We start from the raw sequence: 26515 nt of genomic DNA on the forward strand, positions 1-26515 counted from the left end.
CCCTTTGATTTATAACAGCCGCTTTGATTTGGCCAACTGGCCGCGCACTTGTACGTTCAAGGATCCTATGAGCAAGCCCACTGTCGACCCTACCTCGAATTCCAAGACCGGCCCTGCCGTGCCGGTCAATTTCCTGCGCCCGATCATCCAGGCGGACCTGGACTCGGGTAAGCACACGCAGATCGTCACCCGTTTCCCGCCTGAGCCCAACGGCTACCTGCACATCGGTCACGCCAAGTCGATCTGTGTGAACTTCGGTCTGGCCCAGGAATTCGGCGGCGTCACGCACCTGCGTTTCGACGACACCAACCCGGCCAAGGAAGACCAGGAATACATCGACGCGATCGAAAGCGACGTCAAATGGCTGGGCTTCGAATGGTCCGGTGAAGTGCGCTATGCCTCGCAGTATTTTGACCAGTTGCACGACTGGGCGGTAGAGCTGATCAAGGCCGGCAAGGCTTACGTCGATGATCTGAGCCCGGAACAGGCCAAGGAATACCGTGGCAGCCTGACCGAGCCGGGCAAGAACAGCCCGTTCCGCGACCGCTCCGTGGAAGAAAACCTCGACTGGTTCGCCCGCATGCGCGCCGGCGAATTCCCGGACGGCGCACGCGTGCTGCGGGCCAAGATCGACATGGCCTCGCCGAACATGAACCTGCGCGACCCGATCATGTATCGCATCCGTCACGCGCATCACCACCAGACCGGCGACAAGTGGTGCATCTACCCGAACTACGACTTCACCCACGGTCAGTCGGACGCCATCGAAGGCATCACCCACTCGATCTGCACCCTGGAGTTCGAAAGCCATCGTCCGCTGTACGACTGGTTCCTCGACAACCTGCCCGTGCCGGCACACCCGCGTCAGTACGAGTTCAGCCGCCTGAACCTGAACTACACCATCACCAGCAAGCGTAAGCTCAAGCAACTGGTCGATGAAAAGCACGTTCATGGCTGGGACGATCCGCGCATGTCCACGCTGTCGGGCTTCCGCCGCCGTGGCTACACGCCGAAATCGATCCGCAACTTCTGCGAAATGATCGGCACCAACCGTTCCGACGGCGTCGTCGATTTCGGCATGCTCGAATTCAGCATCCGTGATGACCTCGACCACAGCGCCCCCCGCGCCATGTGCGTGTTGCGTCCGCTGAAAGTCGTGATCACCAATTATCCGGAAGGCCAGGTCGAAAACCTCGAATTGGCGTGCCACCCGAAAGAAGACATGGGCGTGCGCGTTCTGCCGTTCGCCCGTGAGCTCTACATCGACCGTGAAGACTTCATGGAAGAGCCGCCAAAAGGCTACAAGCGCCTGGAGCCGAACGGCGAAGTGCGTCTGCGCGGCAGCTACGTGATCCGTGCCGACGAAGCGATCAAGGACGCCGATGGCAACATCGTCGAACTGCGTTGCTCGTACGATCCGGAAACGTTGGGCAAAAATCCGGAAGGCCGCAAGGTCAAAGGCGTGGTGCACTGGGTGCCGGCCGCGGCCAGCGTCGAATGCGAAGTGCGTCTGTACGATCGCCTGTTCCGTTCGGCCAACCCGGAGAAAGCCGAAGACAGCGCCAGTTTCCTGGACAACATCAACCCTGACTCGCTGCAAGTTCTCACTGGTTGTCGTGCCGAGCCTTCGCTTGGCAATGCACAGCCGGAAGACCGTTTCCAGTTCGAGCGCGAAGGTTACTTCGTCGCGGATATCAAGGACTCGAAGCCAGGTGTTCCGGTGTTCAACCGTACCGTGACCCTGCGCGATTCGTGGGGCCAGTGATTCAGCGTTAAGGAAGGAGCATTCGTGCTTACGATCTACAACACGCTCACCAAGAGCAAAGAAGTCTTCAAGCCTCTGGATGGCAACAATGTGCGCATGTACGTCTGCGGGATGACCGTGTACGACTACTGCCACATTGGCCATGGCCGCAGCATGGTCGCGTTCGACCTGGTGACCCGCTGGTTGCGGTTCAGCGGTTACAACCTGACCTACGTGCGCAACATCACCGACATCGAAGACAAGATCATCAATCGGGCGAAGGAGAACGGCGAGCCGTTCGACGCGCTGACCGAGCGCATGATCACTGCGATGCACGAGGACGAGGCGCGCCTCAACATCCTCAAGCCGGACATGGAGCCGCGAGCCACCGATCACATCGCTGGTATGCAGAGCATGATCCAGACCCTGATCGACAAGGGTTACGCCTACGCACCGGGCAATGGCGACGTGTACTACCGCGTCGCCAAGTTCATGGGCTACGGCAAGCTGTCACGCAAGAAGATCGAAGACCTGCGCATCGGCGCACGGATCGAAGTCGACGAGTCCAAGCAGGACCCGTTGGACTTCGTGCTGTGGAAAGGCGCCAAGCCGGGCGAGCCTAGCTGGCCATCGCCGTGGGGTGACGGCCGTCCGGGCTGGCACATCGAGTGCTCGGTGATGTCCACCTGCTGCCTCGGCGAGACCTTCGACATTCATGGCGGCGGCAGCGACCTGGAGTTCCCGCACCATGAAAACGAAATCGCCCAGAGCGAAGCGGCGACCGGCAAGACCTACGCCAACGCGTGGATGCATTGCGGCATGATTCGCATCAATGGCGAGAAGATGTCCAAGTCCTTGAACAACTTCTTCACCATTCGCGACGTGCTGGAAAAGTACCACCCGGAAGTCGTGCGTTACCTGCTGGTATCCAGCCACTACCGCAGCGCGATCAACTATTCGGAAGACAACCTCAAGGACGCCAAGGGCGCGCTTGAGCGTTTCTACCATGCGTTGAAAGGCCTGCCGAGCGTGGCACCGGCCGGTGGCGAAGCCTTTGTCGAGCGCTTCACTCAGGTGATGAACGACGACTTCGGCACGCCGGAAGCCTGCGCGGTGCTGTTCGAGATGGTGCGTGAGATCAATCGTCTGCGTGAGAGCGATCTCGATGCGGCGGCGGGTTTGGCGGCTCGTTTGAAAGAGTTGGCCAGCGTGTTGGGTGTGTTGCAGCTTGAGGCCGATGACTTCCTGCAGGCCGGTGCCGAAGGGCGCGTGGACGCAGCCGAAGTCGAGGCGCTGATTGCTGCACGTTTGGCGGCTCGTGCCGGTAAAGACTGGGCCGAATCCGACCGCATCCGCGACCAGCTCACCGCCATGGGCGTGGTGCTGGAAGACGGCAAGGGCGGGACGACCTGGCGTCTGGCTGACTGATTGCTGTATTGGCTACAAACAAAACCCGCCTTGTGCGGGTTTTTGTTTGCCTCACTGATCGTTCCCACGCTCTGCGTGGGAATGCAGCCCGGGACGCTCCGCGTCCCTTCCATAGCCGAACGCGGAGCGTCCGTTGAGGCATTCCTTTGCTGCGCGTGGGAACGATCAGTCGTCTGACTGGCGCAATCGCTTGTAAAGGGTGTTGCGACTAACCCCGAGCCTGCGGGCCAAATGGGAAATATTCCCCCCAGCCGCCTGCAACTGCCGATTCAATTCCTCGGCATCATTCAAATCAACCACTATCGGCTCCGGCGAATCCACCGGCTCCATCTCCAGATCGACAAAAAAATCATCCGGCAAATGCTCCAGCCGCACGGGTTGTTCCTCGGCCATCGCCAGCGCCACCTGCATCACACTGCTGACCTGGCGCAAATTTCCCGGCCACGGATGACGATTGAACAGCGCCATCACTTCACGGCTCAAGCCAGCCCATTGGCTCGGTTCGCGGTGCTGGTCCCACAGCCGTTTGAACAGCGCTTCTTTATCGCTGCGTTCCCGTAGCGGCGGCAGTTCCAGGGTCAAACCACCGATCCGGTAATACAAATCCTCACGAAACCGCCCCAGCTGAACCTGCTCGCGCAACGAGCGGTTGGTCGCTGAAATGATCCGAATGTCTACCGGGAACAACTCGCTGCTTCCTACCGGTTGCACACAACGTTCCTGCAATACCCGCAGCAACCGGGCCTGGGTCGGCAGCGGCATATCGCCGATTTCATCGAGGAACAGGGTGCCTTTGTCGGCCTTGCGGATCAGCCCGATGCTGCCTTTCTGGTTGGCGCCAGTGAACGCACCTTTCTCATAGCCAAACAGCTCGGATTCCACCAGTTCGGCGGGGATCGCCGCACAGTTGACGGCAATGAACGGCTGTTTGCTGCGTGAACTGGCCTGGTGCAGGGCTTTGACGAAGACTTCCTTGCCGACTCCGGTTTCCCCATGGATCAACAGCGGAATGTCCTTTTCCAGCAAGCGTTCAGCCTGGCGCACGGCTTTTTCTACGCGGCTGTCGCCAAAATGCAGGGTGTTGAGGCTGATCGCGGCGGGTGCCGCCACGGTGGCTTCGGCAAACACTCGGGCTTGAATCGGTGCTTGTTTTGGCCGTTTCAGCAGACATTGAAAGCGGTTGCGCCCCGAGGCTTGCAGGGCAAACGGCAGGCCGTCCGGCTGGTTCAGCAGTTCCAGCAATGAGACTTTGAACAGGCTTTCGACGCTGACCCGCGTCAGACTGATGCCCAGCAGGTTATCGGCCCGGCGATTAGCCGACAGCACCTGACCGGTTTCATCGAAAATCAGCAACCCGGCCCATTGGCTGTCGAGGTTATTCAGCCCGGTATTGAAGGTCAGTTGGAAATGCTGGCCGTGGAACAGGTTGAGGATCAGCCGGTTCTCCACGGTTTGGCTCATCATCTTGACCATGCCCAGGGTATGGGATGGCGGCAGGTAGCTGTCGCTGGACACATCCAGCACCGCGATCACTTTGCGCTCGGCATCGAAAATCGGCGCGGCGGAACCGGTCATGAAGCGATTGGCCTTGAGAAAATGTTCATCGTGCTCGATGTGCACCGCCTGCTCGCAGGCCAACGCGGTGCCGATCGCATTGGTGCCGCTGCAACGTTCCATCCAGCTGGCGCCGGCGCTGAAACCGCGAGTCAGGCTCGGCTCGATGAAACGCTGGGTACCCCAGGACGTCAGCACCTGGCCCTGATTGTCGGCGAGCATGATCAGGCAATTGGAGTTGCTGAGGATGTTCTCGTAATACGGCAGGACTTCCTGATGGGTGGTCTGCACCAGTGAATGCTGGCTCTCCAGCAACTGGGCGATGCCATCGGCGGGTAGCTGATCGAACGCTGGCGCGCTCTGATGATCGAGCCCGAACGCGCGGCAGCGGGACCAGGAGTCCTGGATGATGGCGTCGTGGGAGAGCGGCGGGGCAGGTGCGGCCATGGCAGTCGATCTCTGAGCATTATTATTTTTGTTATGAGTAACGCGATTCATGTAGCAGCTGGCGAAGCCTGCGTTCGGCGACGAAGTCGTCGTGAAATCGAGCGTCGCGGTGTATCAGGATGACCATGCAAACAGGTTTTACGACGACTGCGTCGCCGAACGCAGGCTTCGCCAGCTGCTACACAGGATCGCGTGGAATCGAGTATTCGTGTCGCTAAAAGCATCCGTAGAGTGTTGTTCACTATTGTTCATTGTCAATCATTGAACTGTTCAAATGTTCATCCGCGGTTGTTCATTTCTGTTCAGCAAGGAACGCGATTTTTATCCCATTTGAAGGAATTTCAAGTCAGATCAACCGCTTGGAGTTTCTGGCACGAATGTCGCTGTAGTGCTCTGGTCGCTTGACTCCAATAATAAAAAGGCCGAGCCATGTCACTAATCCTGGAGCACGTCAGCCGTACCGTCGAGGGTCAGACCTGGATCGACGATGCGTGCCTAAACTTCGAACCCGGATCGTTCAACGTTTTGCTCGGTCGCACGCTGTCCGGCAAAACCAGCCTCATGCGCCTGATGGCCGGTCTGGATAAACCCGACAGCGGCCGCATCCTGATGAACGGCGTCGATGTCACTCAGCGCCCGGTGCGTTTGCGCAATGTGTCGATGGTCTATCAGCAGTTCATCAATTACCCGACCATGACGGTGTTCGAGAACATCGCCTCGCCGCTGCGTCAGTCCGGTGTTTCCAACGAGCTGATCCAGAGCAAAGTGCTGGAAACCGCGAAGATGCTGCGCATCGAGAAATTCCTCCAGCGTTATCCTTTGGAACTCTCCGGCGGCCAGCAACAGCGCACGGCCATGGCCCGGGCGCTGGTCAAGGACGCCGAGCTGATTCTGTTCGACGAGCCGCTGGTCAACCTTGACTACAAACTGCGCGAAGAGCTGCGCCAGGAAATGCGCGAGCTGTTCAAGGCCCGGCACACCATCGCGATTTACGCCACCACGGAACCTAATGAAGCCTTGGCCCTGGGCGGCACCACCACGATTCTTCATGAAGGTCGGGTGATTCAAAGCGGCAAGTCCTCCGAGGTGTATCACCAGCCGCAAACGGTGCTGGCGGCGGAGCTGTTCTCCGAGCCGCCGATCAATCTGATGCCGGGGCGCATCGCCGGTAACGAAGTCAGTTTCGCCAATTTTGTGCACTTCCCATTGAACGTCGATCTGCGGCCGGTGGGCGAGGGCGAGTTCCGTTTCGGCGTGCGCCCCAGCCATATTTCGCTGGTGCCGAGCAACGACGACGATCTGGAACTGGCGGTGACCGTCGAGGTGGCCGAGATCAGTGGTTCGGAAACCTTCCTGCACGTGCGCAACGAGTATTTCCTGCTGGTGCTGCACTTGCCGGGTGTTCACGAATACGACGTCGACGCGCCGATTCGCATCTATATCCCGACCCATAAACTGTTTGTGTTCGATAGGCAGGGGCGGCTGGTTCAGGCGCCCGGTCGCCGCATTGCGAGGGTTGCCTGATGGCTGAAATCCGTTTGCAGAACCTTGCTCATAGCTACACCCCAACGCCGACCGGCCCTGAGGATTACGCGATCCGCGAGATGGATCACGTTTGGGAACAGGGCGGTGCTTATGCGCTGCTCGGGCCTTCGGGGTGCGGCAAGTCGACCTTGCTCAACATCATTTCCGGGTTGCTCAGCCCGTCCCAGGGCCAAGTGCTGTTCGACAGCAAAGTGGTCAATGAACTGACCCCGGAAAAACGCAACATCGCCCAGGTTTTCCAGTTTCCGGTGGTCTACGACACCATGACAGTGTTCGATAACCTGGCCTTTCCATTGCGCAATCAGGGCATGGACGAGGCGAAAATTCACACCAAGGTGCAGGAAATCGCTGAAGTCCTCGACCTCCAGGCATTGCTGTACAAGAAGGCGCGCAACCTCACCGCCGATGAAAAACAGAAGGTTTCCATGGGCCGTGGACTGGTGCGCGATGACGTGTCGGCAATCCTCTTCGATGAACCGCTGACGGTGATCGACCCGCACCTGAAGTGGAAGTTGCGACGCAAGCTCAAGCAGATCCACGAGCAGTTCAACATCACAATGGTCTACGTCACCCACGATCAGCTCGAAGCTTCGACCTTCGCCGACAAGATCGCGGTGATGTATGGCGGGCAGATCGTGCAGTTCGGTACGCCTCGGGAGTTGTTCGAGCGGCCGAGCCACACCTTTGTCGGCTATTTCATTGGCAGCCCGGGGATGAACCTGATCGAGGTCCAGCCACAAGCCGGCGGTGTCGGTTTTGCCGGGACTCACTTGCCGTTGTCCGACTCGATGCAGAAACGAATCGCCGAGTCCGAATGGAAAACCCTGAAGGTCGGCATTCGTCCGGAGTTCGTTCATGTGTGGGACGAACCCTGTGACGACGCGATGCAGGCACAAGTCGTACACGTTGAAGACCTGGGTACCTACAAAATCATGACCCTGAACCTCGACGGCGCTCCTTTGAAAGTACGCTTGGCCGAAGATAAACCAGTGCCCGAAGGCACGGCGTACATCAGTTTTCCGGCGCAATGGCTGATGGTCTATGCCGATGATTACCTGCTGGAGGTCCTGCCATGAACAAGGTGCAGAACAACAAGGCCTGGTGGCTGGTGTTGCCGGTGTTTCTGCTGGTGGCATTCAGTGCGGTGATCCCGATGATGACCGTGGTCAACTACTCGGTGCAGGACATCTTCGACCAGTCCAGCCGCTACTTCGTCGGTGCCGACTGGTACCGGCAGGTGCTGCTCGACCCACGCTTGCATGACTCGCTGCTGCGCCAGTTCATCTACTCCGGCTGCGTGTTGCTGATCGAAATTCCATTGGGCATCGCCATCGCCCTGACCATGCCGACCAAGGGCCGCTGGTCGTCGGTGGTGCTGATCATTCTGGCGATTCCATTGCTGATTCCATGGAACGTGGTCGGCACGATCTGGCAGATTTTTGGCCGGGCCGACATCGGTTTGCTCGGTTCGAGCCTCAATGCCATGGGCATCAGCTACAACTATGCGGCCAACACCATGGACGCCTGGGTCACGGTGTTGGTGATGGACGTGTGGCACTGGACGTCGCTGGTGGCGCTGTTGTGTTTCTCCGGTTTGCGGGCGATTCCGGACGTGTATTACCAGGCGGCGCGGATTGATCGGGCGTCGGCCTGGGCGGTTTTCCGACACATCCAGTTGCCCAAGCTCAAGAGCGTGCTGCTGATCGCGGTGATGCTGCGGTTCATGGACAGCTTCATGATCTACACCGAGCCGTTCGTACTGACGGGTGGCGGTCCGGGGAATGCCACTACCTTCCTGAGTCAGACGCTGACCCAAATGGCCATCGGGCAATTCGACCTCGGCCCGGCGGCGGCTTTCTCGCTGGTGTATTTCCTGATCATCCTGTTGGTGTCGTGGCTGTTCTACACCGCCATGACTCACTCTGACGCCAATCGGTGAGGCCCGCCATGAGCAAGAGAAAGCTTATTCCACTGCTGATCTACATCCTGTTCCTGCTGGTGCCGATCTACTGGCTGCTGAACATGTCCTTCAAGAGCAACACCGAAATCCTCGGTGGTCTGACGCTGTTTCCCCAGGATTTCACCTTCGCCAACTACAAGGTGATCTTCACTGACCCGAGCTGGTACACCGGTTATCTCAACTCGCTGTACTACGTGAGCCTGAATACGGTGATTTCCCTGAGCGTGGCGCTGCCGGCGGCGTATGCGTTTTCGCGCTATCGTTTCCTCGGTGACAAGCACTTGTTCTTCTGGCTGCTGACCAACCGCATGGCACCACCAGCAGTTTTCCTGCTGCCGTTCTTCCAGTTGTATTCCTCGATCGGGCTGTTCGACACCCATATCGCGGTGGCGCTGGCGCACTGTCTGTTCAACGTGCCATTGGCGGTGTGGATTCTTGAAGGCTTCATGTCCGGCGTTCCCAAGGAAATCGACGAAACCGCCTACATCGACGGCTACAGTTTCCCCAAGTTCTTCGTGAAGATCTTCGTTCCACTGATCGGCTCCGGGATCGGTGTCACAGCGTTTTTCTGCTTCATGTTTTCCTGGGTCGAGCTGTTGCTGGCGCGAACCTTGACCTCGGTAAACGCCAAGCCTATCGCGGCGGTAATGACCCGAACGGTCTCGGCATCCGGAATTGACTGGGGCGTACTGGCGGCGGCGGGGGTGTTAACGATCCTGCCGGGCCTGTTGGTGATCTGGTTTGTTCGCAACCACGTGGCCAAGGGCTTTGCTCTGGGCCGGGTATGAGGAACTGATGATGGAATGGATGAGTTGGACGGGTCCCACGGCGGCGTTCTTCAGCGTCATTGCCTTGACTCTGGCGGGCATGACGACCTGGGAGTTGCGTTCGCCGAGTGTCCCTCGGCGTGGTTTTTTGCCGATTGCCACCACCCGTGGCGATCGGCTGTTTATCGGTCTTCTCGGCAGCGCCTACCTGCATTTGCTGGTAATCGGCGTCACCGACTGGAGCATCTGGGTAGCGTTCGCGTTGTCCCTGGTGTGGCTGTTGGCTGTGATGCGTTGGGGCTAGTCGACATCGATCGGCAATGCTGCTCCGAAACTCAAACAGGAGGTCTCTATGTTCGACAAAAACAATAAGCTGCGACATAGCGTTTCATTGGCAGCCATGTTGGCACTCAGCGGGTTGAGCGCTGCGGCCTGGGCCGATGCCTATGAAGACGCCGCCAAGAAATGGATTGGCAGCGAGTTCAAACCGTCCACCCTGACCGAAGCCCAGCAGCTCGAAGAGCTGAAGTGGTTCATCAAGGCGTCCGAGCCGTTTCGCGGGATGAGTATCAAAGTGGTGTCGGAAACCATCGCCACCCACGAATATGAATCCAAGGTGTTGGCCAAGGCTTTCACCGAGATCACCGGGATCAAGCTGACCCACGACTTGCTGCAGGAAGGCGACGTGGTGGAAAAGCTGCAGACCCAGATGCAGTCGGACAAGAACATCTATGACGGCTGGGTCAACGATTCGGACCTGATTGGCACGCACTTTCGCTACGGCAAGACCGAATCGATCACCGACCTGATGGCCAACGAAGGCAAGGCCTTCACCTCGCCGACGCTGGACATCAAAGACTTCATCGGCATCTCGTTCACCACCGCGCCGGACGGCAAGGTCTATCAACTGCCCGACCAGCAGTTCGCCAACCTCTACTGGTTCCGCGCCGACTGGTTCGAGCGAGCGGATCTGAAAGCGAAATTCAAAGAAAAGTACGGTTATGAACTGGGTGTACCGGTGAACTGGTCGGCCTATGAAGACATCGCCAAATTTTTCAGCGAAGACGTCAAGGAGATCGACGGCAAGCGCGTCTACGGTCACATGGACTACGGCAAGAAAGACCCGTCCCTTGGCTGGCGCTTCACCGATGCGTGGTTCTCCATGGCGGGCGCTGGTGACAAAGGTATACCCAACGGCTTGCCAGTGGACGAGTGGGGCATCCGCGTCGAGGATTGTCATCCGGTCGGCTCCAGCGTGACCCGCGGCGGCGATACCAATGGCCCGGCGGCGGTCTATGCGACCACCAAGTACGTGGACTGGATGAAAAAATACGCGCCACCGGAAGCGGCGGGCATGACCTTCTCCGAATCCGGCCCTGTGCCGTCCCAGGGCAATATCGCCCAGCAGATCTTCTGGTACACCGCGTTTACCGCCGACATGACCAAACCGGGCCTGCCGGTGATGAACGCCGACGGCACGCCGAAATGGCGCATGGCACCGTCGCCAAAAGGTCCGTACTGGGAAGAGGGCATGAAGCTCGGTTATCAGGACGCCGGCTCCTGGACGTTCCTCAAGTCCACGCCTGAAAAGCAAAAACTCGCGGCCTGGCTGTACGCGCAGTTCGTGACGTCGAAAACCGTATCCCTGAAGAAAACCATCGTCGGCCTGACCCCGATTCGCGAGTCGGACATCAACTCGCAAGCCATGACCGACCTGGCACCGAAACTCGGTGGTCTGGTGGAGTTCTATCGCAGCCCGGCCCGCGTGCAATGGACCCCGACCGGGACCAACGTGCCCGACTATCCTCGTTTGGCGCAACTGTGGTGGAGCCACATCGCCGAAGCGGCCAGTGGCGAGAAAACGCCACAACAGGCACTGGACGGTCTGGCCAAGGATCAGGATGCAATCTTGACCCGTCTGGAGCGCTCAAAGGCGCAAGCTACCTGCGCGCCGAAAATGAATCCGGAGCGGGATGCGCAGTACTGGTTCGATCAGCCGGGCGCGCCGAAAGCGAAACTGGCGAACGAGAAGCCTAAAGGCGAAACCGTGAGCTATGCCGAACTGTTGAAATCGTGGGAGGCGGCGCGTAAGTAATCGTCTGTTATGTGAAACGCGAACGGCACCGAAAGGTGCCGTTTTGCTTTGTGCCTGATGGGCCGCCTTCGCGAGCAAGCCCGCTCCCACAGTTAGCCGTAGGAGTTCCCCAATGGTGTGTTCACTGGAGATCCACTGTGGGAGCGGCGGTGCGGCGATCCGACTTGCTCGCGATGGCGTCATTGAAAACGCCACAAACACTTCAGGTCAGCGCCGCCAGTTGTTGAACCGTCTCCGGAAAGCGCTCAACCAGCCGGATCAGCGTTGTCGCCTGAGCATTGGGTTTCGCCCGCCCTTGTTCCCAGTTCTCCAGCGTCCGGGTGTTGGTGCGCAAGTACATCGCAAACACCGGCCGGGAGAGATTCAGTTGCTGGCGGATGCCGACCACTTCCTCTGCCGTAATCGGCGCCAGTTTGGCCAGTTTTACTTTGTGCGTACGTAGAGTGATTTTACCTTGGCGCTCATCGGCCAAGGCTTCAAACCCCTCTACCAGCTCGGAAAAAATGTCACGTTTCATCGCTCGTTCTCGCTTTGATTTCTTGATAAAGCATTTCTTTAAGCAGTTTTTTCTGTTGTGGCGTCAGATCGTCCTGCTCGTTCTTGCCATACAAGGTAAAGAGCCAGAACTGGTCGAAACCGGACCACCAGTAATAAATCACCCTCAGCCCACCGCGCTTGCCCTTGTTTCGCCGCTCATCCACCACTCGAATTTTGCGCAGACCTCCGGTGCCTTCGACGACATCTCCCGCTTCCGGGTTTTGCAGCAGCTCCTGCTGGAACCGGTGAAACAGATCATCATCCAGGTAGTCACTTCGATGCTTTTGAAATACGGGTAATTCGATAAAAAGAGCGTCCATGTTCTGTACGTTACCTGCGTATATTTCTATCACAAGAATCGAATAGGTCAAGGCTTCTGTTCCTGCCCAATTCGGTCAAGTCGTTACGTTAAAGTCGAAGGCAGGATCGGGATGTAGGACGCGGCTGATTCATCCGCGAGGCGATTCTGGATATCGGGGAGGAGAGGGCCGGTTAAACCAAAATTGCTAAATTTGCGTACCTGGCCATGGGGCGGCGGTGAGCAGCTTTATCGGCTCGGTCATGGCCGTTGAACGATCAGCCGACCGAATGGGTCACGGTGGTGATGTTCGAGGTCATTTCTCAATCCTGAGGGCCTTCAAAACTATCGATCATGTCATCGGGCAGAGGCACGTCGAAATCGTCAGGAATAACCAGTTTTCCTTTCATCGCTCCGATACGCGGGTCAAAGGGTTTTTCCACTGCAAACCGGCGTCCAGAGGCCAAGGCGTCGAAGCCTTCTACCCATTCGGCACAAATATCTCGTTTCATGGTTCGCGATCGCTCTTGATAGCTGATCTTCGAATTTAACGGCAAATGCCTCCTGCGGGATGTCAGCTATTGCCCACCGCCTTGCAGGTATCTTCCTGTAAGTGGAAGGGCGATGAAGAGTAAAAAATCACAGCCTGCGGACAGCTCCTACACAGTGCGTATTTCAATTCTGAATGTTTAAAGTTGTGTGGGAAATACAGAACCTTCCCACAATGTTTTCAGGTTGTCCGTCGGACGTCCGCTCTCTAGCCTATGTTCGTCGCTGCCAATTCAGCGATCGGGATTAGAACCCCGGAACCCCCAATTCAAAAGCCGATACCGAATCCCTACTGGCCAATGCCAGCGAGTCATTGTCCTCGGCTACGGTCATGCTCTGTGACTTCGCCGCTCTGCTGGAAGGCACGCATCGCAAGACCCTGTTGGGTATTGCGCAAGTGGTCATGTTGGGAGAGTTGGCGGTGAATCAGGCGTTGGATAACGTTGAGCCGGCTGTCGCCACGACGGATCGCAGTCAACTAAACCAGCCCCCGCAAATTCGGCCAGTCAGTTAAGCAATTTCAGCCGCGACGCATTCTTTGTAGCAGCTGGCGAAGCCTGCGTTCGGCTGCGTAGCAGTCGTAAAATCAGAGATCGCGGTATGTCAGGCAGACCGCATCAGCCGGATTCACTACTGCTACGCAGCCGAGCGCAGGCTTCGCCAGCTGCTACAGATCGCATTACGGCTTAACTGACTGGCTAAACCCAAAGGTGCCCTTTTTTGTTTGTTAACAAGTCGGTGGCGGCGCCAGACCGAAGGGTTTGTCGCAATCGATTGAATGGTTTCGTAATGCGGCTTCGAGATTGACTTGTCGGACCATCCTCAGCACTATCCGCCCATGATTTACATACGCCGAATGAACATGATGTGCCCCTCTATGACCGCCTCTGGCGGGCCATGAGGTCATGCGTGCTTAGAATTTGACGTGTTACCCCAAGCCCCGCCAGAGATGGACGGGGCTTTTTAGTTCTCCGTCCGAACATGGCTGACGGAGAGTGAAATGTTCGAGATTAGACGAGCCAGCCACAGCGATTCCCAGACAGCATTCGACATTCGCCTTTTAGCGATCCGGCATCAATGCATCGGCGCCTATACCGAGACGCAGCTATTGGCCTGGACGGCTGGTGCGGCCGAGGATGGCTATTACACACTGATGGAGAAGCACTTCTATCTGGGCTGTATTGACAGCGAGCCGGTGGCGACAGGAATGCTTGACCTGGAGAACAGCGAAATCGGCGCGATCTTTGTGCATCCTGGCTTTATGCAGCGGGGTATCGGCAGGAGAGTCCTGGACCACCTCGAATGCCTGGCGCGAGAGTTGGGCCTGGAAAAAGTCAAGCTTGATGCTACTTTGAATGCGGCTGACTTTTACCGACGCTACGGTTTCGTCGGTGAGGAGCCTGCGATTTACCATTCCCCTTCGGGGCTTCAACTGGCGTGTGTTCCTATGGTGAAGGGGCTTCTATAGATCAGGTTTGATTTGATTGCTCAGGAACTGGAGCAAGAAAAAGGCTGCGATCACGGGTTTCTGAAAATCCATCATCCCCCAAACGCAAAAACGGCACCCGAAGGTGCCGTTTCTGTTTTCTGCCGAGTGCGCTTAAGCGATCAACCCGCCAACCCCGTTTGCTGAACCAGGTTCAGCAGCGGCTGTGGATACAGGCCGAGGAAGAATGCCAGTACGGCAATCGCCAGCAGCATCACGCCGCCTGCACGTTGTTCCCAGTGCAGCTGGGCATCGTGGCGACGCAGGTTCGGTTCGATCAGGTACAGGGTGACCATCACACGCAGGTAGTAGAAAACGCCGATGGCGCTGCCCAGTACCAGGGAGCCGACCAGCCACCATTGCTGCGATTCGACACCGGTGGCGATGATGTAGAACTTGCCGATGAAGCCCGCGGTCAACGGGATACCGGCCAGGGACAGCATCATCACGGTCAGGACGGCGGTCAGGTACGGACGGCGCCAGAACAGGCCGCGGTATTCGTACAGGGCATCCGCGTCACGGCCGTTGTACGGCGAGGACATCAGGGTGATCACGCCGAACGCGCCGAGGCTGGTGATCACGTAAGTGACCAGGTACACGCCGATGGCTTCCACAGCCAGGCCTTTGCTCGCCACCAGGGCGATCAGCAGGTAGCCGAAGTGGGCGATGGACGAGTAACCCAGCAGACGCTTGAGGTTGCTCTGGGCCAGTGCCAGCAGGTTACCGAACAGGATCGACGCGATGGCGATGATGGTCAGTACGTCGCTCAGCACGCCACTGCTCGCCGCTGGCGAGATCTGGAACAGACGCACCATCACCGCGAACACGGCGACTTTCGACGCAGTGGCGAGGAATGCCGCCACCGGTGCCGGAGCACCTTCGTAAACGTCCGGGGTCCAGAGGTGGAACGGTACCAGCGACAGTTTGAACGCCAGGCCGATCAACATCATGCCCAGCCCCAGTTGAGCCAGAGAACTTGGCAGACCAGTGGCCGCCAGGGCCTGACCGATGCCGTTGAAGCTCAAGCTGCCAGCGTCGGCGTAGAGCAGGGCCATGCCGAACAACAGGAACGCGGAACCGGCAGCCGACAGCACCATGTATTTGATGCCGGCTTCCAGCGAACGCTTGTTGAAGAAGGCATACGCCACCAGACCGTAAACCGGTACCGAGAGCAGTTCCAGACCGACGAACAACCCGGCCAGGTGCTGCGCGCTGACCAGTACCAGACCACCGGCGGCGGACATCAGGATCAGCAGGTAAAGTTCTTCACGGTTGCCCGGATAGCCCGAACCGCCATCGCCCAGGTAGGCGTGGGCGAGGGTTACGCAGGCGAGGGTGGCGACCAGGATCAGCGCCATGTACAGGCAAGCGAAGGTGTCGATCTGCAGCAATGGCGTCACGGCCAGGGGCGCGACTTTCAGGGCTGGCAGGATCGACAGCAGGGCCAGGTTCAGACCTGCCACCGACAACAGGAAGGTCTGTGAGTGGTTGCGGCGCCATGCGATAGCCAGCATCACCACGATGATCGTGGCGCTGGTGATCAACAACGGCGCAAGCGCGATAAAGTGTTGAGTCGTGAATTCCATAGCGCTCTTACCGGGCCGAAGCGAGTTGAGTGAAGGCGGTGCCGAGCCACTGCTGTACGCCATGCATCGTCGCGGCAGAGGTATCGAGGAACGGTTGCGGGTACACGCCGATGTAGATCAGCAGCGCCGCCAGTCCAACCACCATGATCAGTTCGCGACCGTCCATGCCATGCAACACCGCGTCCGATTTCGACGGGCCGAAGAAGGCACGGTGGACCATGATCAGCGAGTAGACTGAGCCGAACACCAGGCCGGACGTCGCGATCACGGTGATCCATGGAGCGCTGGCGAAGGTGCCGATCAGGATCAGGAACTCACCGACAAAGTTACCGGTCGCCGGCAAGCCCAACGACGCGGCGGCGAAGAACAGGCTCAGAGCTGGCAGGTAGGCAATCTTCGACCACAGGCCACCCATCTCACGCATATCGCGGGTGTGGGTACGCTCGTACAGCTGACCGGAGAGGATAAAGAGTGCCGCGGCCGACAGACCGTGCGCCAGCATCTGCATCACTGCGCCCTGCAGCGCCAGTTGGCTGCCGGAGTAGATGCCGATCAGTACGAAGCCCATGTGGGAAACGGACGAAAAGGCGATCAGACGCTTGATGTCGGTTTGCGCGAAGGCCAGGAACGCACCGTAGAAAATCCCGATCAGGCCCAGGGCCATGGCGAACGGCGCGAACTCGGCCGAGGCATTCGGGAACAGCGGCAGGGCGAAACGCAGCAAGCCATACGCCGCAGTCTTCAACAAGATACCGGCCAGGTCCACGGAACCCGCGGTCGGTGCCTGGGCGTGAGCGTCAGGCAACCAGGAGTGGAACGGCACCACAGGCAGCTTGACCGCGAAGGCGATGAAGAAGCCGAGCATCAGGATGTACTCGGTGGTCATCGACATCTTGGTCTTCAACAGATCGGCGTAGTTGAAGGTAATCACGCCGGTGTCATTGAAGTTGACCAGTACCAGCCCCAGGATCGCCACCAACATGATCAGGCCGGAAGCCTGAGTGAAGATGAAGAACTTGGTCGCCGCGTAGATCCGGGTTTTCTTGCCGTCCGAAGAACTGTGACCCCAGAGCGCGATGAGGAAGTACATCGGCACCAGCATCATTTCCCAGAAGAAGAAGAACATGAACAGGTCGAGAGCGAGGAACACGCCGACGACACCGCCCAGGATCCACATCAGGTTCAGGTGGAAGAAGCCCACGTGACGCTGAATCTCTTTCCACGAGCAGAGTACCGAGAGGACACCCAGCAGGCCGGTCAGCAGGATCATCAACAGCGACAGGCCGTCGAGGGCCAGGTGCACGTTGATGCCGAAGCGCTGGATCCAGACGTGTTTGAATTCAATCACCCAGGTCGGATCGGCACCCGGTGCCGGAGCAAATGAATAGTCACCGTTGGCCCACAGCCAGAGGCCGAGGGAGAGCAGCAGGGACATGGTGATCAGCGCAATCCAGCGGGGGAGGGTAGCGCCGAAGCGCTCACCCATCCAGCACAGCAGGCCGCCGATGAAGGGGATCAGGATTAGCCAAGGCAGAATCATGACGGGCTCGTTTCCTTTCGCAAGTTCGCAAGGTTCATATCAGACCGCTACCAGCACGACGGCGCCGATTACCAGCACGGCACCAGCAGCCATCGAGGCGGCATACCAACGCAATTGACCGGTCTCGGTGCGGCTCAGGGCGGAATGACCGCCTTTGGCCATACGCGGGATCAGACCGATAGTCTGGTCGAGCGGGTCTTTGCGCAGTACATGGCTGATCGCAAGGTAAGGCTTGACGAACAGTTTGTCGTAGATCCAGTCGAAGCCCCAGGCAGCGAACCACCAGGCCGAAAGGATGCGGCCGATGCCGCTGTTGGCGACGGCCGTGGCGAAGCGGCGCTTGCCGAGGAACAGCAACGCGGCCAGCAGGATACCGGCCAGTGCGATGGCGCCCGAGGCGATTTCCAGGCTGTGCTTGGCTTCGCCGCCGGCGTGGCCGACGCTTTCTGGCAGTACACCGTGCAGCGGCGGAACGATCATCGCGCCGACGAACGTCGACAGCACGATCAGCACCGACAGTGGCAGCCAGTGAGCGATACCGTGACCGGCATGGGCTTCGGTCTTCGCTTCACCGTGGAACGCGATGAAGATCAGGCGGAAGGTGTACAGCGAGGTCATGAAGGCACCGACCAGACCTGCATACAGCAGACCCTGGTTGCCGCTGGCGAACGCTTCCCAGAGGATTTCGTCCTTGGAGTAGAAGCCCGCGGTCACCAGAGGCAAGGCCGCCAGGGCCGCGCCGCCGACGATGAAGCTGGCGTAGGCCAGTGGCAGTTTCTTCCACAGACCGCCCATCTTGAAGATGTTCTGCTCGTGGTGGCAGGCAACGATTACCGAACCGGATGCAAGGAACAACAGCGCCTTGAAGAAGGCGTGGGTCATCAGGTGGAAGATCGCGCCTTCCCACGCGCCTACGCCCAGCGCCAGGAACATGTAGCCGATCTGGCTCATGGTCGAGTAGGCGAGGATACGTTTGATGTCGGTCTGAACCAGTGCGGCAAAACCTGCCAGCACCAGCGTCACGCCACCGACAACACCCACCAGGTGCAGGATATCCGGCGCCAACACAAACAGACCGTGTGTACGGGCGATCAGGTAGACACCGGCGGTCACCATGGTCGCAGCGTGGATCAGTGCCGAAACCGGGGTAGGGCCGGCCATCGCATCCGCCAGCCAGGTTTGCAGCGGCAGTTGCGCGGATTTACCGACAGCACCACCCAGCAGCATCAGGGTCGCCAGAACGATCCAGAAGTCGCCGGCCTTGAAGTGCTCAGGCGCCTTGACCAGCAGTTCCTGGATGTTCAGCGTGCCCAACTGTTGGAACAGGATGAACAGGCCGATGGCCATGAACACGTCGCCGACGCGGGTCACGATGAAGGCTTTGAGTGCTGCGTTACCGTTGTTGCGGTTGCTGTAGTAGAAACCGATCAACAGGTACGAGCACAGGCCCACGCCTTCCCAGCCGAAGTACACGAACAGCAGGTTATCGGCCAGGACCAGGAACAGCATGCTGGCGATAAACAGGTTGGTGTAGGCGAAGAAGCGCGAGTAACCGGCTTCACCACGCATGTACCAGGACGCGAACAGGTGGATCAGGAAGCCGACGCCGACCACCACACCGAGCATGGTCAGGGACAGACCATCCAGGTACAGCGCGAAGTTCGGCGTGAAGCCTTCCACCGCCATCCACTGCCACAACACTTGGGTGTAGTGACCGCCTTCAGGGGGCGCAACGTTGAACTGCCAGATGATGTAAGCAGTGACGATGGCCGACAGGCCGATGGAGCCGACGCCGATCAGCGCCGAAAGGTTTTCTGACCAGCGACCGCGTGAAAACGACAGCAGCAGGAAACCTATGAGAGGGAATACGAAAGTCAGATAGAGAAGGTTCATCCGCGCATCTCGCTGGCAGCGTCGATATCGAGAGTGTGGAAGCGGCGATACAGCTGCAACAGAATCGCCAGGCCGATACTGGCCTCGGCGGCTGCCAGGCTGATCACCAGGATGAACATGATCTGTCCATCCGGCTGACCCCAGCGGCTACCGGCAACGATGAACGCCAACGCGGAGGCATTCATCATGACCTCCAGGCTCATCAGCACGAAGAGAATGTTGCGCCGGACCATCAGGCCGACCAGACCGAGGCAGAACAGGATGCCGGCGACCGCCAGACCATGCTCCAAAGGGATAGCAGGCATCGTCATTGCTCCTTGGCTTCGTTACGGCCCAGATGGAACGCCGTGACGGCTGCGGCAAGCAGCAGCATCGAGGCGAGTTCGACCACCAGCAGATAAGGACCGAACAGGCTGATGCCCACGGCCTTGGCGTCTACGGTGGTGTGGCCGATGGCCTGACCGCTGGCATCGCTGAACAACACGTACAGCAGTTCAACCAGCAGCAGGGTGCCGAGGGCGACCGGGCCGAGCCAGATGCCGGGCTTGAGCCAGACGCGCTCTTGCTGAACCGAGGCGGGCCCCAGGTTCAGCATCATCACCACGAACACGAACAGCACCATGATGGCGCCGGCGTAGGCGATCACTTCCAGCACACCGGCGAACGGCGCGCCGAGGGCGAAAAAGGTCATGGCCACGGCGATCAACGAAATGATCAGGTAGAGCAGGGCGTGCACGGGGTTGGTGTTGGTGATCACGCGAAGCGTGGACACAACAGCGATACCCGATGCGAAATAGAAAGCGAATTCCATCTTTCTTCCTTAAGGCAGCAAGCTCTTCACGTTGATCGGTTGGGCTTCATTCTGCGCGGCGCCTTTCGGCTTACCGGCAATCGCCATACCTGCAACACGATAGAAGTTGTAATCAGGGTTTTTGCCGGGGCCGGAGATCAACAGATCTTCTTTCTCGTACACCAGGTCCTGACGTTTAAACTCGGCCATCTCGAAATCCGGTGTCAGCTGGATCGCGGTGGTCGGACAGGCTTCCTCGCAGAGGCCGCAGAAAATGCAGCGCGAGAAGTTGATACGGAAAAACTCCGGGTACCAGCGACCGTCATCGGTTTCAGCTTTCTGCAGCGAGATGCAACCTACCGGGCACGCCACGGCGCACAGGTTGCAAGCTACGCAACGCTCTTCGCCGTCGGGGTCGCGGGTCAGCACGATACGTCCACGGAAGCGCGGCGGCAGGTACACGGCTTCTTCCGGGTACTGCAGCGTGTCGCGCTTGCGGAAGGCGTGGCCGAAGATCATCACCAGGCTGCGAAGCTGGGTGAAGAAGCCATGCACGATGTCAAATATGTACTTCATGATTCTCTATCCTCACTGAGCCGCGACGGCGGGCGTGTTGAGCAACACGATCGCAGCGGTCACCAGCATGTTGACGAGGGTCAGCGGCAGGCAGAACTTCCAGCTGAAATCCATCACTTGGTCATACCGTGGGCGCGGGATCGAGGCGCGCAGCAGGATGAAGAACATGATGAAGAACGCGGTTTTCAGTGCGAACCAGATGAACGGGATCTGCGGCAGAATGCCGAACGGACCGTGCCAGCCACCGAAGAACAAGGTCACCAGCAGCGCCGAAATCAACACGATGCCGATGTACTCGCCGACGAAGAACATGCCCCATTTCATGCCGGCGTATTCAATGTGGTAACCGTCGGCCAGCTCCTGTTCCGCTTCCGGCTGGTCGAACGGGTGACGGTGAGTCACGGCGACGCCAGCGATGAAGAAGGTCAGGAAACCGAAGATCTGCGGAATGATGAACCACAGGTTCTGCGCCTGGTATTCAACGATGTCGCGCATGTTGAACGAGCCAACCTGGATCACGATGCCCATCAGCGACAGGCCCATGAACACTTCGTACGACACGGTTTGTGCCGAGGCCCGCAAGCTGCCCAACAGGGCGAACTTGTTGTTACTCGACCAACCGGCGAACAGCACCGCGTAAACCGACAGACCGGCCATGGCGAAGAAGAACAGGATGCCGATGTTGATGTCCGCCACGCCCCAGGTCGGGGTGATCGGGATGATCGCGAAGGCCATCAGCAAGGCGCTCATGGCCACGACCGGTGCCAACGTGAAGATCACTTTGTCGGCGAACGGCGGGGTCCAGTCTTCCTTGAAGAACATCTTGATCATGTCGGCGGCGATCTGGAACGCGCCGAACGGGCCGACGCGGTTCGGACCGTAACGGTCCTGCCAGAGGGCGAGCAGACGACGCTCGACCCAGCTCAGCAGCGCGCCGCACACCACCACGGCGAGCAGAATCACGATGGCCTTGAGGACCGCGATGATGATGTCGATCACTTCAGGAGTGAACCAGGTCATAGCGCTGCCTCCTGCAGACCGTCAACGGATTTGCCAAAGATCGCGGGCGGAATGCCGGCGATACCGGCCGGCAACGCGACCAGACCGGCGCCCAGCTCTTCGTTGATGCGCAGCGGCAGACGCAAGGTCTGACCGGCCACGTTCAGGCTCAGCAGAGCACCGTCATTAACGCCCAGGCGATCGGCTTCGGACTTGGCCAGCGACAGGTACGGGGCTGGAATGCGTTCTTGAACCGGCGCGGCTTTGGAAGAGTTCTCTTCGCTGCCGAACAGGTGGAAGAACGGCACGACCTGCCAGGTGCCCGGAGCCGGGTTGAACGCGCGCGGAACACTGGCGAACCAGTTCAGCGAATCACCGGTGCTTTCGATCAGGCGAGTGCCTGGGTCGCCCGCACGCAGGTGACCACCGACTTCGTCCTGGAATTTGTTCCAGGCTTGCGGCGAGTTCCAGCCCGGCGACCAGGCGAATGGGACCTGCTGACGCGGTTCGACCGAGCCCGAGTAACCTTCCATGGAGAACGAGAACGCGGTGTCGTTGTCCTGGGAGGTACGCGGTTCGTGCACGCTGATGTCGGCGCGCATGGCGGTCCGGCCACTGTAACGCAGCGGTTCGCGAGCCAGTTTCAGGCCTTTGATCCGGAACGCGGCGGACGGCGCGGCATCGACGATGCGCGCCAGTTGCGGTTTGCTCGCAGCAACAGCAGCGGTGACGTGGTCCAGTTGGGTCCAGTCGATCGGCTGGTTCAGCAGGGTAGCGCGCAGGGCATGCAGCCAGCGCCAGCCTTCATGAACCAGAATGCTTGCGTCGAGGTAAGTCGGGTCGAAGACCTGGAAGAAACGCTGGGCGCGGCCTTCCTGGCTGACCAGCGTACCGTCGCCTTCAGCGAAGCTGGCCGCTGGCAGAACCAGGTGCGCGCGATCGCTGGTGGCGGTCTTCTGATGGTCCGCCACGATCACCACTTTCGCGGCGTTCAGGGCAGCATCGACACGAGCTTTGTCGGTGCGGGTGTACAGATCGTTTTCCAGCACGACGATGGCGTCGGCCTTGCCGTCGATTACCGCTTGCAGGGCTGCGTCGACCGAATCACCACCGAGCATGGCCAGGCCGAGGCTGTTGGCCTCTGGCACGATCAGGCTGATGGAACCGTTCTTCTCGCGCAGCTTCAGGGCCTTCGCAATGTTGGCAGCAGCCTCAATCAATGCCTTGGAACCCAGCGAGGTACCGGCAATGATCAATGGACGCTTGGCAGCGAGCAGGGCGTTGGCGATGCGCTGAGCCAGTTCGAGGGCTTCAGCGTCCAGGCCTTCAACGGCCGGCGCGCTGGCATCGAGGGCATGAGCCACGGCGAAACCGATGCGGGCCAGGTCGTCAGGAGCTGCGTGAACGCATTCTTCAGCCACGTCGTCGAGCTTGGTTTCAGCCAGGCTGGCGATGAACAGCGGGTTCAGCGCGTTCTGACCGATGTTCTTCACCGCGGCATCGAGCCACGGCTGAACGCGCATGGCGTCGGCCATGTCTTCGGCCTTGCCCTTGACCGATTGACGCAGGGCCAGGGCCATGCGCGCGGCAGTCTGGGTCAGGTCTTCGCCGAGGACGAAAATCGCATCGTGATCTTCGATGTCGCGCATGTTCGGGATCGGCAGCGGGCTGTCTTTGAGCACCTGCACAACCAGACGAATGCGCTCAAGTTCAGCGGCTTCGATGCCGGAGTAGAAGTGCTCGGCGCCGACCAGTTCAAGCAACGCGTAGTTGCTCTCGAGGCTGGCGCGCGGCGAACCGATACCGACGATGTTGCGACCGCGCAGCAGGTCAGCAGCTTTATCCAGCGCTTCGTCGAGGCTCAGCTTGGCGCCATTGGCCAACAGTGGCTGACGCGGGCGGTCTTCGCGGTTGACGTAGCCATAGCCGAAACGGCCACGGTCGCACAGGAAGTACTGGTTCACCGAACCGTTGAAACGGTTTTCGATGCGACGCAGTTCGCCGTAACGCTCGCCCGGGGAAATGTTGCAACCGCTGGAGCAGCCATGGCAGATGCTCGGCGAGAATTGCATGTCCCACTTACGGTTGTAGCGTTCGGAGTGAGTCTTGTCGGTGAACACACCGGTCGGGCAGACCTCGGTGAGGTTGCCGGAGAACTCGCTTTCGAGGGTGCCGTCTTCAACGCGACCGAAGTACACGTTGTCGTGGGCGCCGAACACGCCGAGGTCGGTGCCGCCGGCGTAGTCCTTATAGAAGCGCACGCAGCGATAGCAGGCGATGCAGCGGTTCATTTCGTGGGAAATGAACGGGCCCAGTTGCTGGTTCTGGTGGGTGCGCTTGGTGAAGCGATAACGGCGCTCGTTGTGGCCGGTCATCACCGTCATGTCTTGCAGGTGGCAGTGACCGCCTTCCTCACAGACCGGGCAGTCGTGAGGGTGGTTGGTCATCAGCCATTCAACAACACTGGCGCGAAACACTTTCGCTTCTTCGTCGTCGATGGAGATCCAGCTGCCATCGGTGGCGGGGGTCATGCAAGACATGACGATCCGACCACGCTTGTCGTTCTCGTCGGTGTACTGCTTGACCGCGCACTGGCGGCAAGCGCCAACGCTGCCAAGGGCTGGGTGCCAGCAGAAATAAGGGATATCGAGGCCTAGCGACAGACACGCCTGTAACAGGTTGTCTGCCCCATCGACTTCGAGCTCTTTGCCGTCTACGTGGATAGTGGCCATGGTTCAAAGTTCTTCGTTGGCCCGGTGTCAGCGGGCGTGGCTAATGGAATCTTGTTATTCGCGTGAATCAACACAGCCGTTCACGGCGTCATCACACGAGAAGACGAAGGGCACGGACCCTTCGCCTTTTTAAGCGTTTACGCGCCGACTACGATCGGCTTTGCCAGAGGCGGGACGACGGCGCTGGTAGGCGCGATGCCGGCTTCGAACTCTGGGCGGAAGTATTTGATGGCGCTGCCCAACGGCTCCACGGCACCTGGTGCGTGTGCACAGAAGGTCTTGCCCGGGCCGAGGAAACCGACCAGACCCAGCAGGGTCTCGATATCGCCGGCTTGCCCTTCACCGTTCTCGATCGCGCGCAGCAGCTTGACGCTCCACGGCAGACCGTCACGGCACGGGGTGCAGAAGCCGCAGGATTCGCGGGAGAAGAACTCTTCCATGTTGCGCAGCAAGGACACCATGTTGACGCTGTCGTCCACCGCCATGGCCAGGCCGGTACCCATACGGGTGCCCACTTTGGCGATGCCGCCGGCGTACATTTGTGCGTCCAGGTGTTCCGGCAACAGGAAACCGGTACCGGCGCCGCCTGGCTGCCAGCACTTGAGCTTGTAACCGTCGCGCATGCCGCCGGCGTAATCTTCGAACAGCTCGCGACCGGTGACGCCGAACGGCAACTCCCACAGCCCAGGGTTCTTGACCTTGCCGGAGAAGCCCATGAGCTTGGTGCCCATGTCTTCGCTGCCTTCGCGGGCCAACGATTTGTACCAGTCCACGCCGTCGGCAATGATCGCCGGCACGTTGCACAGGGTTTCCACGTTGTTCACGCAAGTCGGCTTGCCCCAAACGCCCACGGCGGCAGGGAAGGGCGGCTTGGAGCGCGGGTTGGCGCGGCGGCCTTCGAGGGAGTTGATCAGTGCGGTTTCTTCACCGCAGATGTAACGCCCGGCACCGGTGTGGACGAACAGCTCGAAATCAAAACCCGAGCCCAGGATGTTTTTGCCCAGCAGGCCAGCAGCCTTGGCTTCTTCCACGGCACGGTTCAGGTGCTTGGCGGCAGTGGTGTATTCGCCACGCAGGAAGATGTAGCCACGGTAGGTTTTCAGCGCGCGAGCACTGATCAGCATGCCTTCGATCAGCAGATGGGGCAGTTGCTCCATCAGCATGCGGTCTTTCCAGGTGTTCGGCTCCATTTCATCCGCATTGCACAGCAGGTAGCGGATGTTGATGGATTCGTCCTTGGGCATCAGGCCCCACTTCACGCCCGTAGGGAAGCCTGCACCGCCGCGGCCCTTGAGGCCGGAATCTTTCACGGTTTGGACGATGTCGTCCTGGGCCATGTCGGCGAAGGCCTTGCGCGCAGCGGCGTAACCGTTCTTGGCCTGGTATTCGTCGAGCCAGACGGCTTCGCCGTCGTCACGCAGACGCCAGGTGAGCGGATGAGTCTCAGCGACACGCTTGATGCGGTTGGCAGGACCAAAGGAAGTCAGGGTCATACGTAGCCCTCGAGCAATTTGGCAACGCCGGCAGGCTGCACATCACCGAACGTGTCGTCGTCGATCATCAGCGCCGGCGCCTTGTCACAGTTGCCGAGGCAGCAGACCGGCAGCAGGGTGAAACGACCGTCGATGGTGGTCTGACCCAGGCCGATGCCCAGCTTGCTCTGGATTTCGCTGACCACCGACTCATGGCCGCCGATGTAGCAGACCATGCTGTCGCAGACGCGAATGATGTGACGGCCCACGGGCTGACGGAAGATCTGGCTGTAGAACGTCGCCACCCCTTCAACATCGCTGGCCGGGATGCCAAGCATCTCGCCGATGGCGTAGAGCGCGCCGTCAGGCACCCAGCCACGTTCCTTCTGGACGATCTTCAGGGCTTCGATCGACGCCGCGCGCGGGTCTTCGTAGTGATGCAACTCGTGCTCGATGGCCGAGCGCTCGGTTTCGCTCAGGGCGAAACGGTCTGTCTGGATAAGCGGGCTGTTCATGC

At 59.3% G+C, this 26515-nt stretch carries 23 protein-coding genes and 1 pseudogene; 10 read left to right on the top strand and 14 right to left on the bottom strand.

What is annotated here, in order from left to right:
- The first annotated feature begins 67 nt into the window (after nt 1-67).
- Together NHU87_RS00930 and cysS are read left to right on the top strand one after the other, a co-directional pair.
- A complete protein-coding gene (locus NHU87_RS00930; protein WP_253544848.1) occupies nt 68-1765 on the top strand; it encodes a glutamine--tRNA ligase/YqeY domain fusion protein in 1698 nt (565 codons plus the stop codon).
- Nucleotides 1766-1789: 24 nt separating this feature from the next.
- The gene (cysS, locus tag NHU87_RS00935; protein WP_253544849.1) at nt 1790-3172 is read left to right on the top strand and encodes a cysteine--tRNA ligase; all 1383 of its coding nucleotides are present in this window, start codon (nt 1790-1792) and stop codon (nt 3170-3172) included.
- A gap of 165 nt (nt 3173-3337) precedes the next feature.
- Here the strand turns inward: cysS and NHU87_RS00940 are convergent, their stop codons facing one another.
- Complete coding sequence (locus NHU87_RS00940; RefSeq protein WP_253544850.1) at nt 3338-5173, bottom strand: sigma-54-dependent Fis family transcriptional regulator; 1836 nt, start codon at nt 5171-5173, stop codon at nt 3338-3340.
- A 429-nt stretch (nt 5174-5602) separates the two neighbouring features.
- Here NHU87_RS00940 and NHU87_RS00945 point away from each other — a divergent pair, with 429 nt between their 5' ends.
- From NHU87_RS00945 to NHU87_RS00970, 6 genes are read left to right on the top strand one after another with little or no spacing between them, the layout of a single operon-like run.
- The gene (locus NHU87_RS00945; RefSeq protein WP_253544851.1) at nt 5603-6697 is read left to right on the top strand and encodes an ABC transporter ATP-binding protein; all 1095 of its coding nucleotides are present in this window, start codon (nt 5603-5605) and stop codon (nt 6695-6697) included.
- Nucleotides 6697-7794, top strand: coding sequence for an ABC transporter ATP-binding protein (locus NHU87_RS00950; protein ID WP_253544852.1), 1098 nt, complete (start codon nt 6697-6699; stop codon nt 7792-7794). Before NHU87_RS00945 ends, NHU87_RS00950 begins: the two co-directional genes overlap by 1 nt.
- On the top strand, nt 7791-8657 hold the full coding sequence (locus tag NHU87_RS00955; protein WP_095053159.1) for a carbohydrate ABC transporter permease: 867 nt from the start codon (nt 7791-7793) through the stop codon (nt 8655-8657). The genes NHU87_RS00950 and NHU87_RS00955 overlap by 4 nt, the downstream gene beginning before the upstream one ends.
- A gap of 8 nt (nt 8658-8665) precedes the next feature.
- Nucleotides 8666-9466 (top strand): carbohydrate ABC transporter permease, encoded by an 801-nt coding sequence (locus NHU87_RS00960; protein ID WP_253544853.1) that lies wholly within the window; start codon nt 8666-8668, stop codon nt 9464-9466.
- 10 nt (nt 9467-9476) lie between these two features.
- Complete coding sequence (locus NHU87_RS00965; protein ID WP_253544854.1) at nt 9477-9749, top strand: DUF2160 domain-containing protein; 273 nt, start codon at nt 9477-9479, stop codon at nt 9747-9749.
- 48 nt (nt 9750-9797) lie between these two features.
- Entirely contained in the window at nt 9798-11540 is a 1743-nt protein-coding gene (locus tag NHU87_RS00970) for an ABC transporter substrate-binding protein (RefSeq protein WP_253544855.1), read from the top strand.
- Nucleotides 11541-11742: 202 nt separating this feature from the next.
- Here the strand turns inward: NHU87_RS00970 and NHU87_RS00975 are convergent, their stop codons facing one another.
- The 3 genes from NHU87_RS00975 to NHU87_RS00985 all read right to left on the bottom strand — a co-directional run bounded on the left by NHU87_RS00975 (nt 11743) and on the right by NHU87_RS00985 (nt 12887).
- Nucleotides 11743-12057, bottom strand: coding sequence for a helix-turn-helix domain-containing protein (locus NHU87_RS00975; protein ID WP_253544856.1), 315 nt, complete (start codon nt 12055-12057; stop codon nt 11743-11745).
- Nucleotides 12047-12397: a type II toxin-antitoxin system RelE/ParE family toxin gene (locus tag NHU87_RS00980; RefSeq protein WP_253545608.1), complete on the bottom strand. Its 351-nt coding sequence runs from the start codon at nt 12395-12397 to the stop codon at nt 12047-12049. Before NHU87_RS00980 ends, NHU87_RS00975 begins: the two co-directional genes overlap by 11 nt.
- 301 nt (nt 12398-12698) lie before the next feature.
- A complete protein-coding gene (locus tag NHU87_RS00985; protein WP_253544857.1) occupies nt 12699-12887 on the bottom strand; it encodes a hypothetical protein in 189 nt (62 codons plus the stop codon).
- 302 nt (nt 12888-13189) lie between these two features.
- On the opposite strand from NHU87_RS00985, the pseudogene NHU87_RS00990 reads away from it, so the two are divergent.
- Both NHU87_RS00990 and NHU87_RS00995 read left to right on the top strand, forming a co-directional pair.
- A pseudogene (locus tag NHU87_RS00990) lies at nt 13190-13438 on the top strand (DUF6124 family protein); the annotation flags it as partial.
- A gap of 486 nt (nt 13439-13924) precedes the next feature.
- Nucleotides 13925-14392, top strand: coding sequence for a GNAT family N-acetyltransferase (locus NHU87_RS00995; RefSeq protein WP_253544858.1), 468 nt, complete (start codon nt 13925-13927; stop codon nt 14390-14392).
- Between the two features lie 140 nt (nt 14393-14532).
- Here NHU87_RS00995 and nuoN read toward each other — a convergent pair whose 3' ends face one another.
- From nuoN to nuoE, 10 genes are all read right to left on the bottom strand, one after another.
- Nucleotides 14533-15996: an NADH-quinone oxidoreductase subunit NuoN gene (gene nuoN, locus NHU87_RS01000; RefSeq protein WP_253544859.1), complete on the bottom strand. Its 1464-nt coding sequence runs from the start codon at nt 15994-15996 to the stop codon at nt 14533-14535.
- Between the two features lie 7 nt (nt 15997-16003).
- Complete coding sequence (gene nuoM / locus NHU87_RS01005; protein WP_253544860.1) at nt 16004-17536, bottom strand: NADH-quinone oxidoreductase subunit M; 1533 nt, start codon at nt 17534-17536, stop codon at nt 16004-16006.
- Nucleotides 17537-17575: 39 nt separating this feature from the next.
- Nucleotides 17576-19429, bottom strand: a complete 1854-nt coding sequence (nuoL, locus tag NHU87_RS01010; protein WP_253544861.1) for an NADH-quinone oxidoreductase subunit L — start codon at nt 19427-19429, stop codon at nt 17576-17578.
- Nucleotides 19426-19734 carry an NADH-quinone oxidoreductase subunit NuoK gene (nuoK, locus tag NHU87_RS01015; RefSeq protein ID WP_007905077.1) on the bottom strand — a complete coding sequence of 103 codons (309 nt, stop codon included), beginning with the start codon at nt 19732-19734 and terminating at the stop codon, nt 19426-19428. The genes nuoL and nuoK overlap by 4 nt, the downstream gene beginning before the upstream one ends.
- Before the next feature lie 2 nt (nt 19735-19736).
- Nucleotides 19737-20240: an NADH-quinone oxidoreductase subunit J gene (gene nuoJ, locus NHU87_RS01020; RefSeq protein WP_007905076.1), complete on the bottom strand. Its 504-nt coding sequence runs from the start codon at nt 20238-20240 to the stop codon at nt 19737-19739.
- 9 nt (nt 20241-20249) lie between these two features.
- On the bottom strand, nt 20250-20795 hold the full coding sequence (gene nuoI / locus NHU87_RS01025) for an NADH-quinone oxidoreductase subunit NuoI (protein WP_197679435.1): 546 nt from the start codon (nt 20793-20795) through the stop codon (nt 20250-20252).
- Nucleotides 20796-20807: 12 nt separating this feature from the next.
- A complete protein-coding gene (gene nuoH, locus NHU87_RS01030; RefSeq protein WP_253544862.1) occupies nt 20808-21815 on the bottom strand; it encodes an NADH-quinone oxidoreductase subunit NuoH in 1008 nt (335 codons plus the stop codon).
- Nucleotides 21812-24526 (bottom strand): NADH-quinone oxidoreductase subunit NuoG, encoded by a 2715-nt coding sequence (gene nuoG / locus NHU87_RS01035; protein ID WP_253544863.1) that lies wholly within the window; start codon nt 24524-24526, stop codon nt 21812-21814. The genes nuoH and nuoG overlap by 4 nt, the downstream gene beginning before the upstream one ends.
- Before the next feature lie 137 nt (nt 24527-24663).
- Entirely contained in the window at nt 24664-26019 is a 1356-nt protein-coding gene (nuoF, locus tag NHU87_RS01040; RefSeq protein ID WP_253544864.1) for an NADH-quinone oxidoreductase subunit NuoF, read from the bottom strand.
- Nucleotides 26016-26513, bottom strand: coding sequence for an NADH-quinone oxidoreductase subunit NuoE (gene nuoE / locus NHU87_RS01045; protein WP_253544865.1), 498 nt, complete (start codon nt 26511-26513; stop codon nt 26016-26018). The genes nuoF and nuoE overlap by 4 nt, the downstream gene beginning before the upstream one ends.
- Nucleotides 26514-26515: the final 2 nt, after the last annotated feature.

This window comes from Pseudomonas mandelii (genome assembly GCF_024138395.1).
Lineage (GTDB): Bacteria > Pseudomonadota > Gammaproteobacteria > Pseudomonadales > Pseudomonadaceae > Aquipseudomonas > Aquipseudomonas mandelii_E.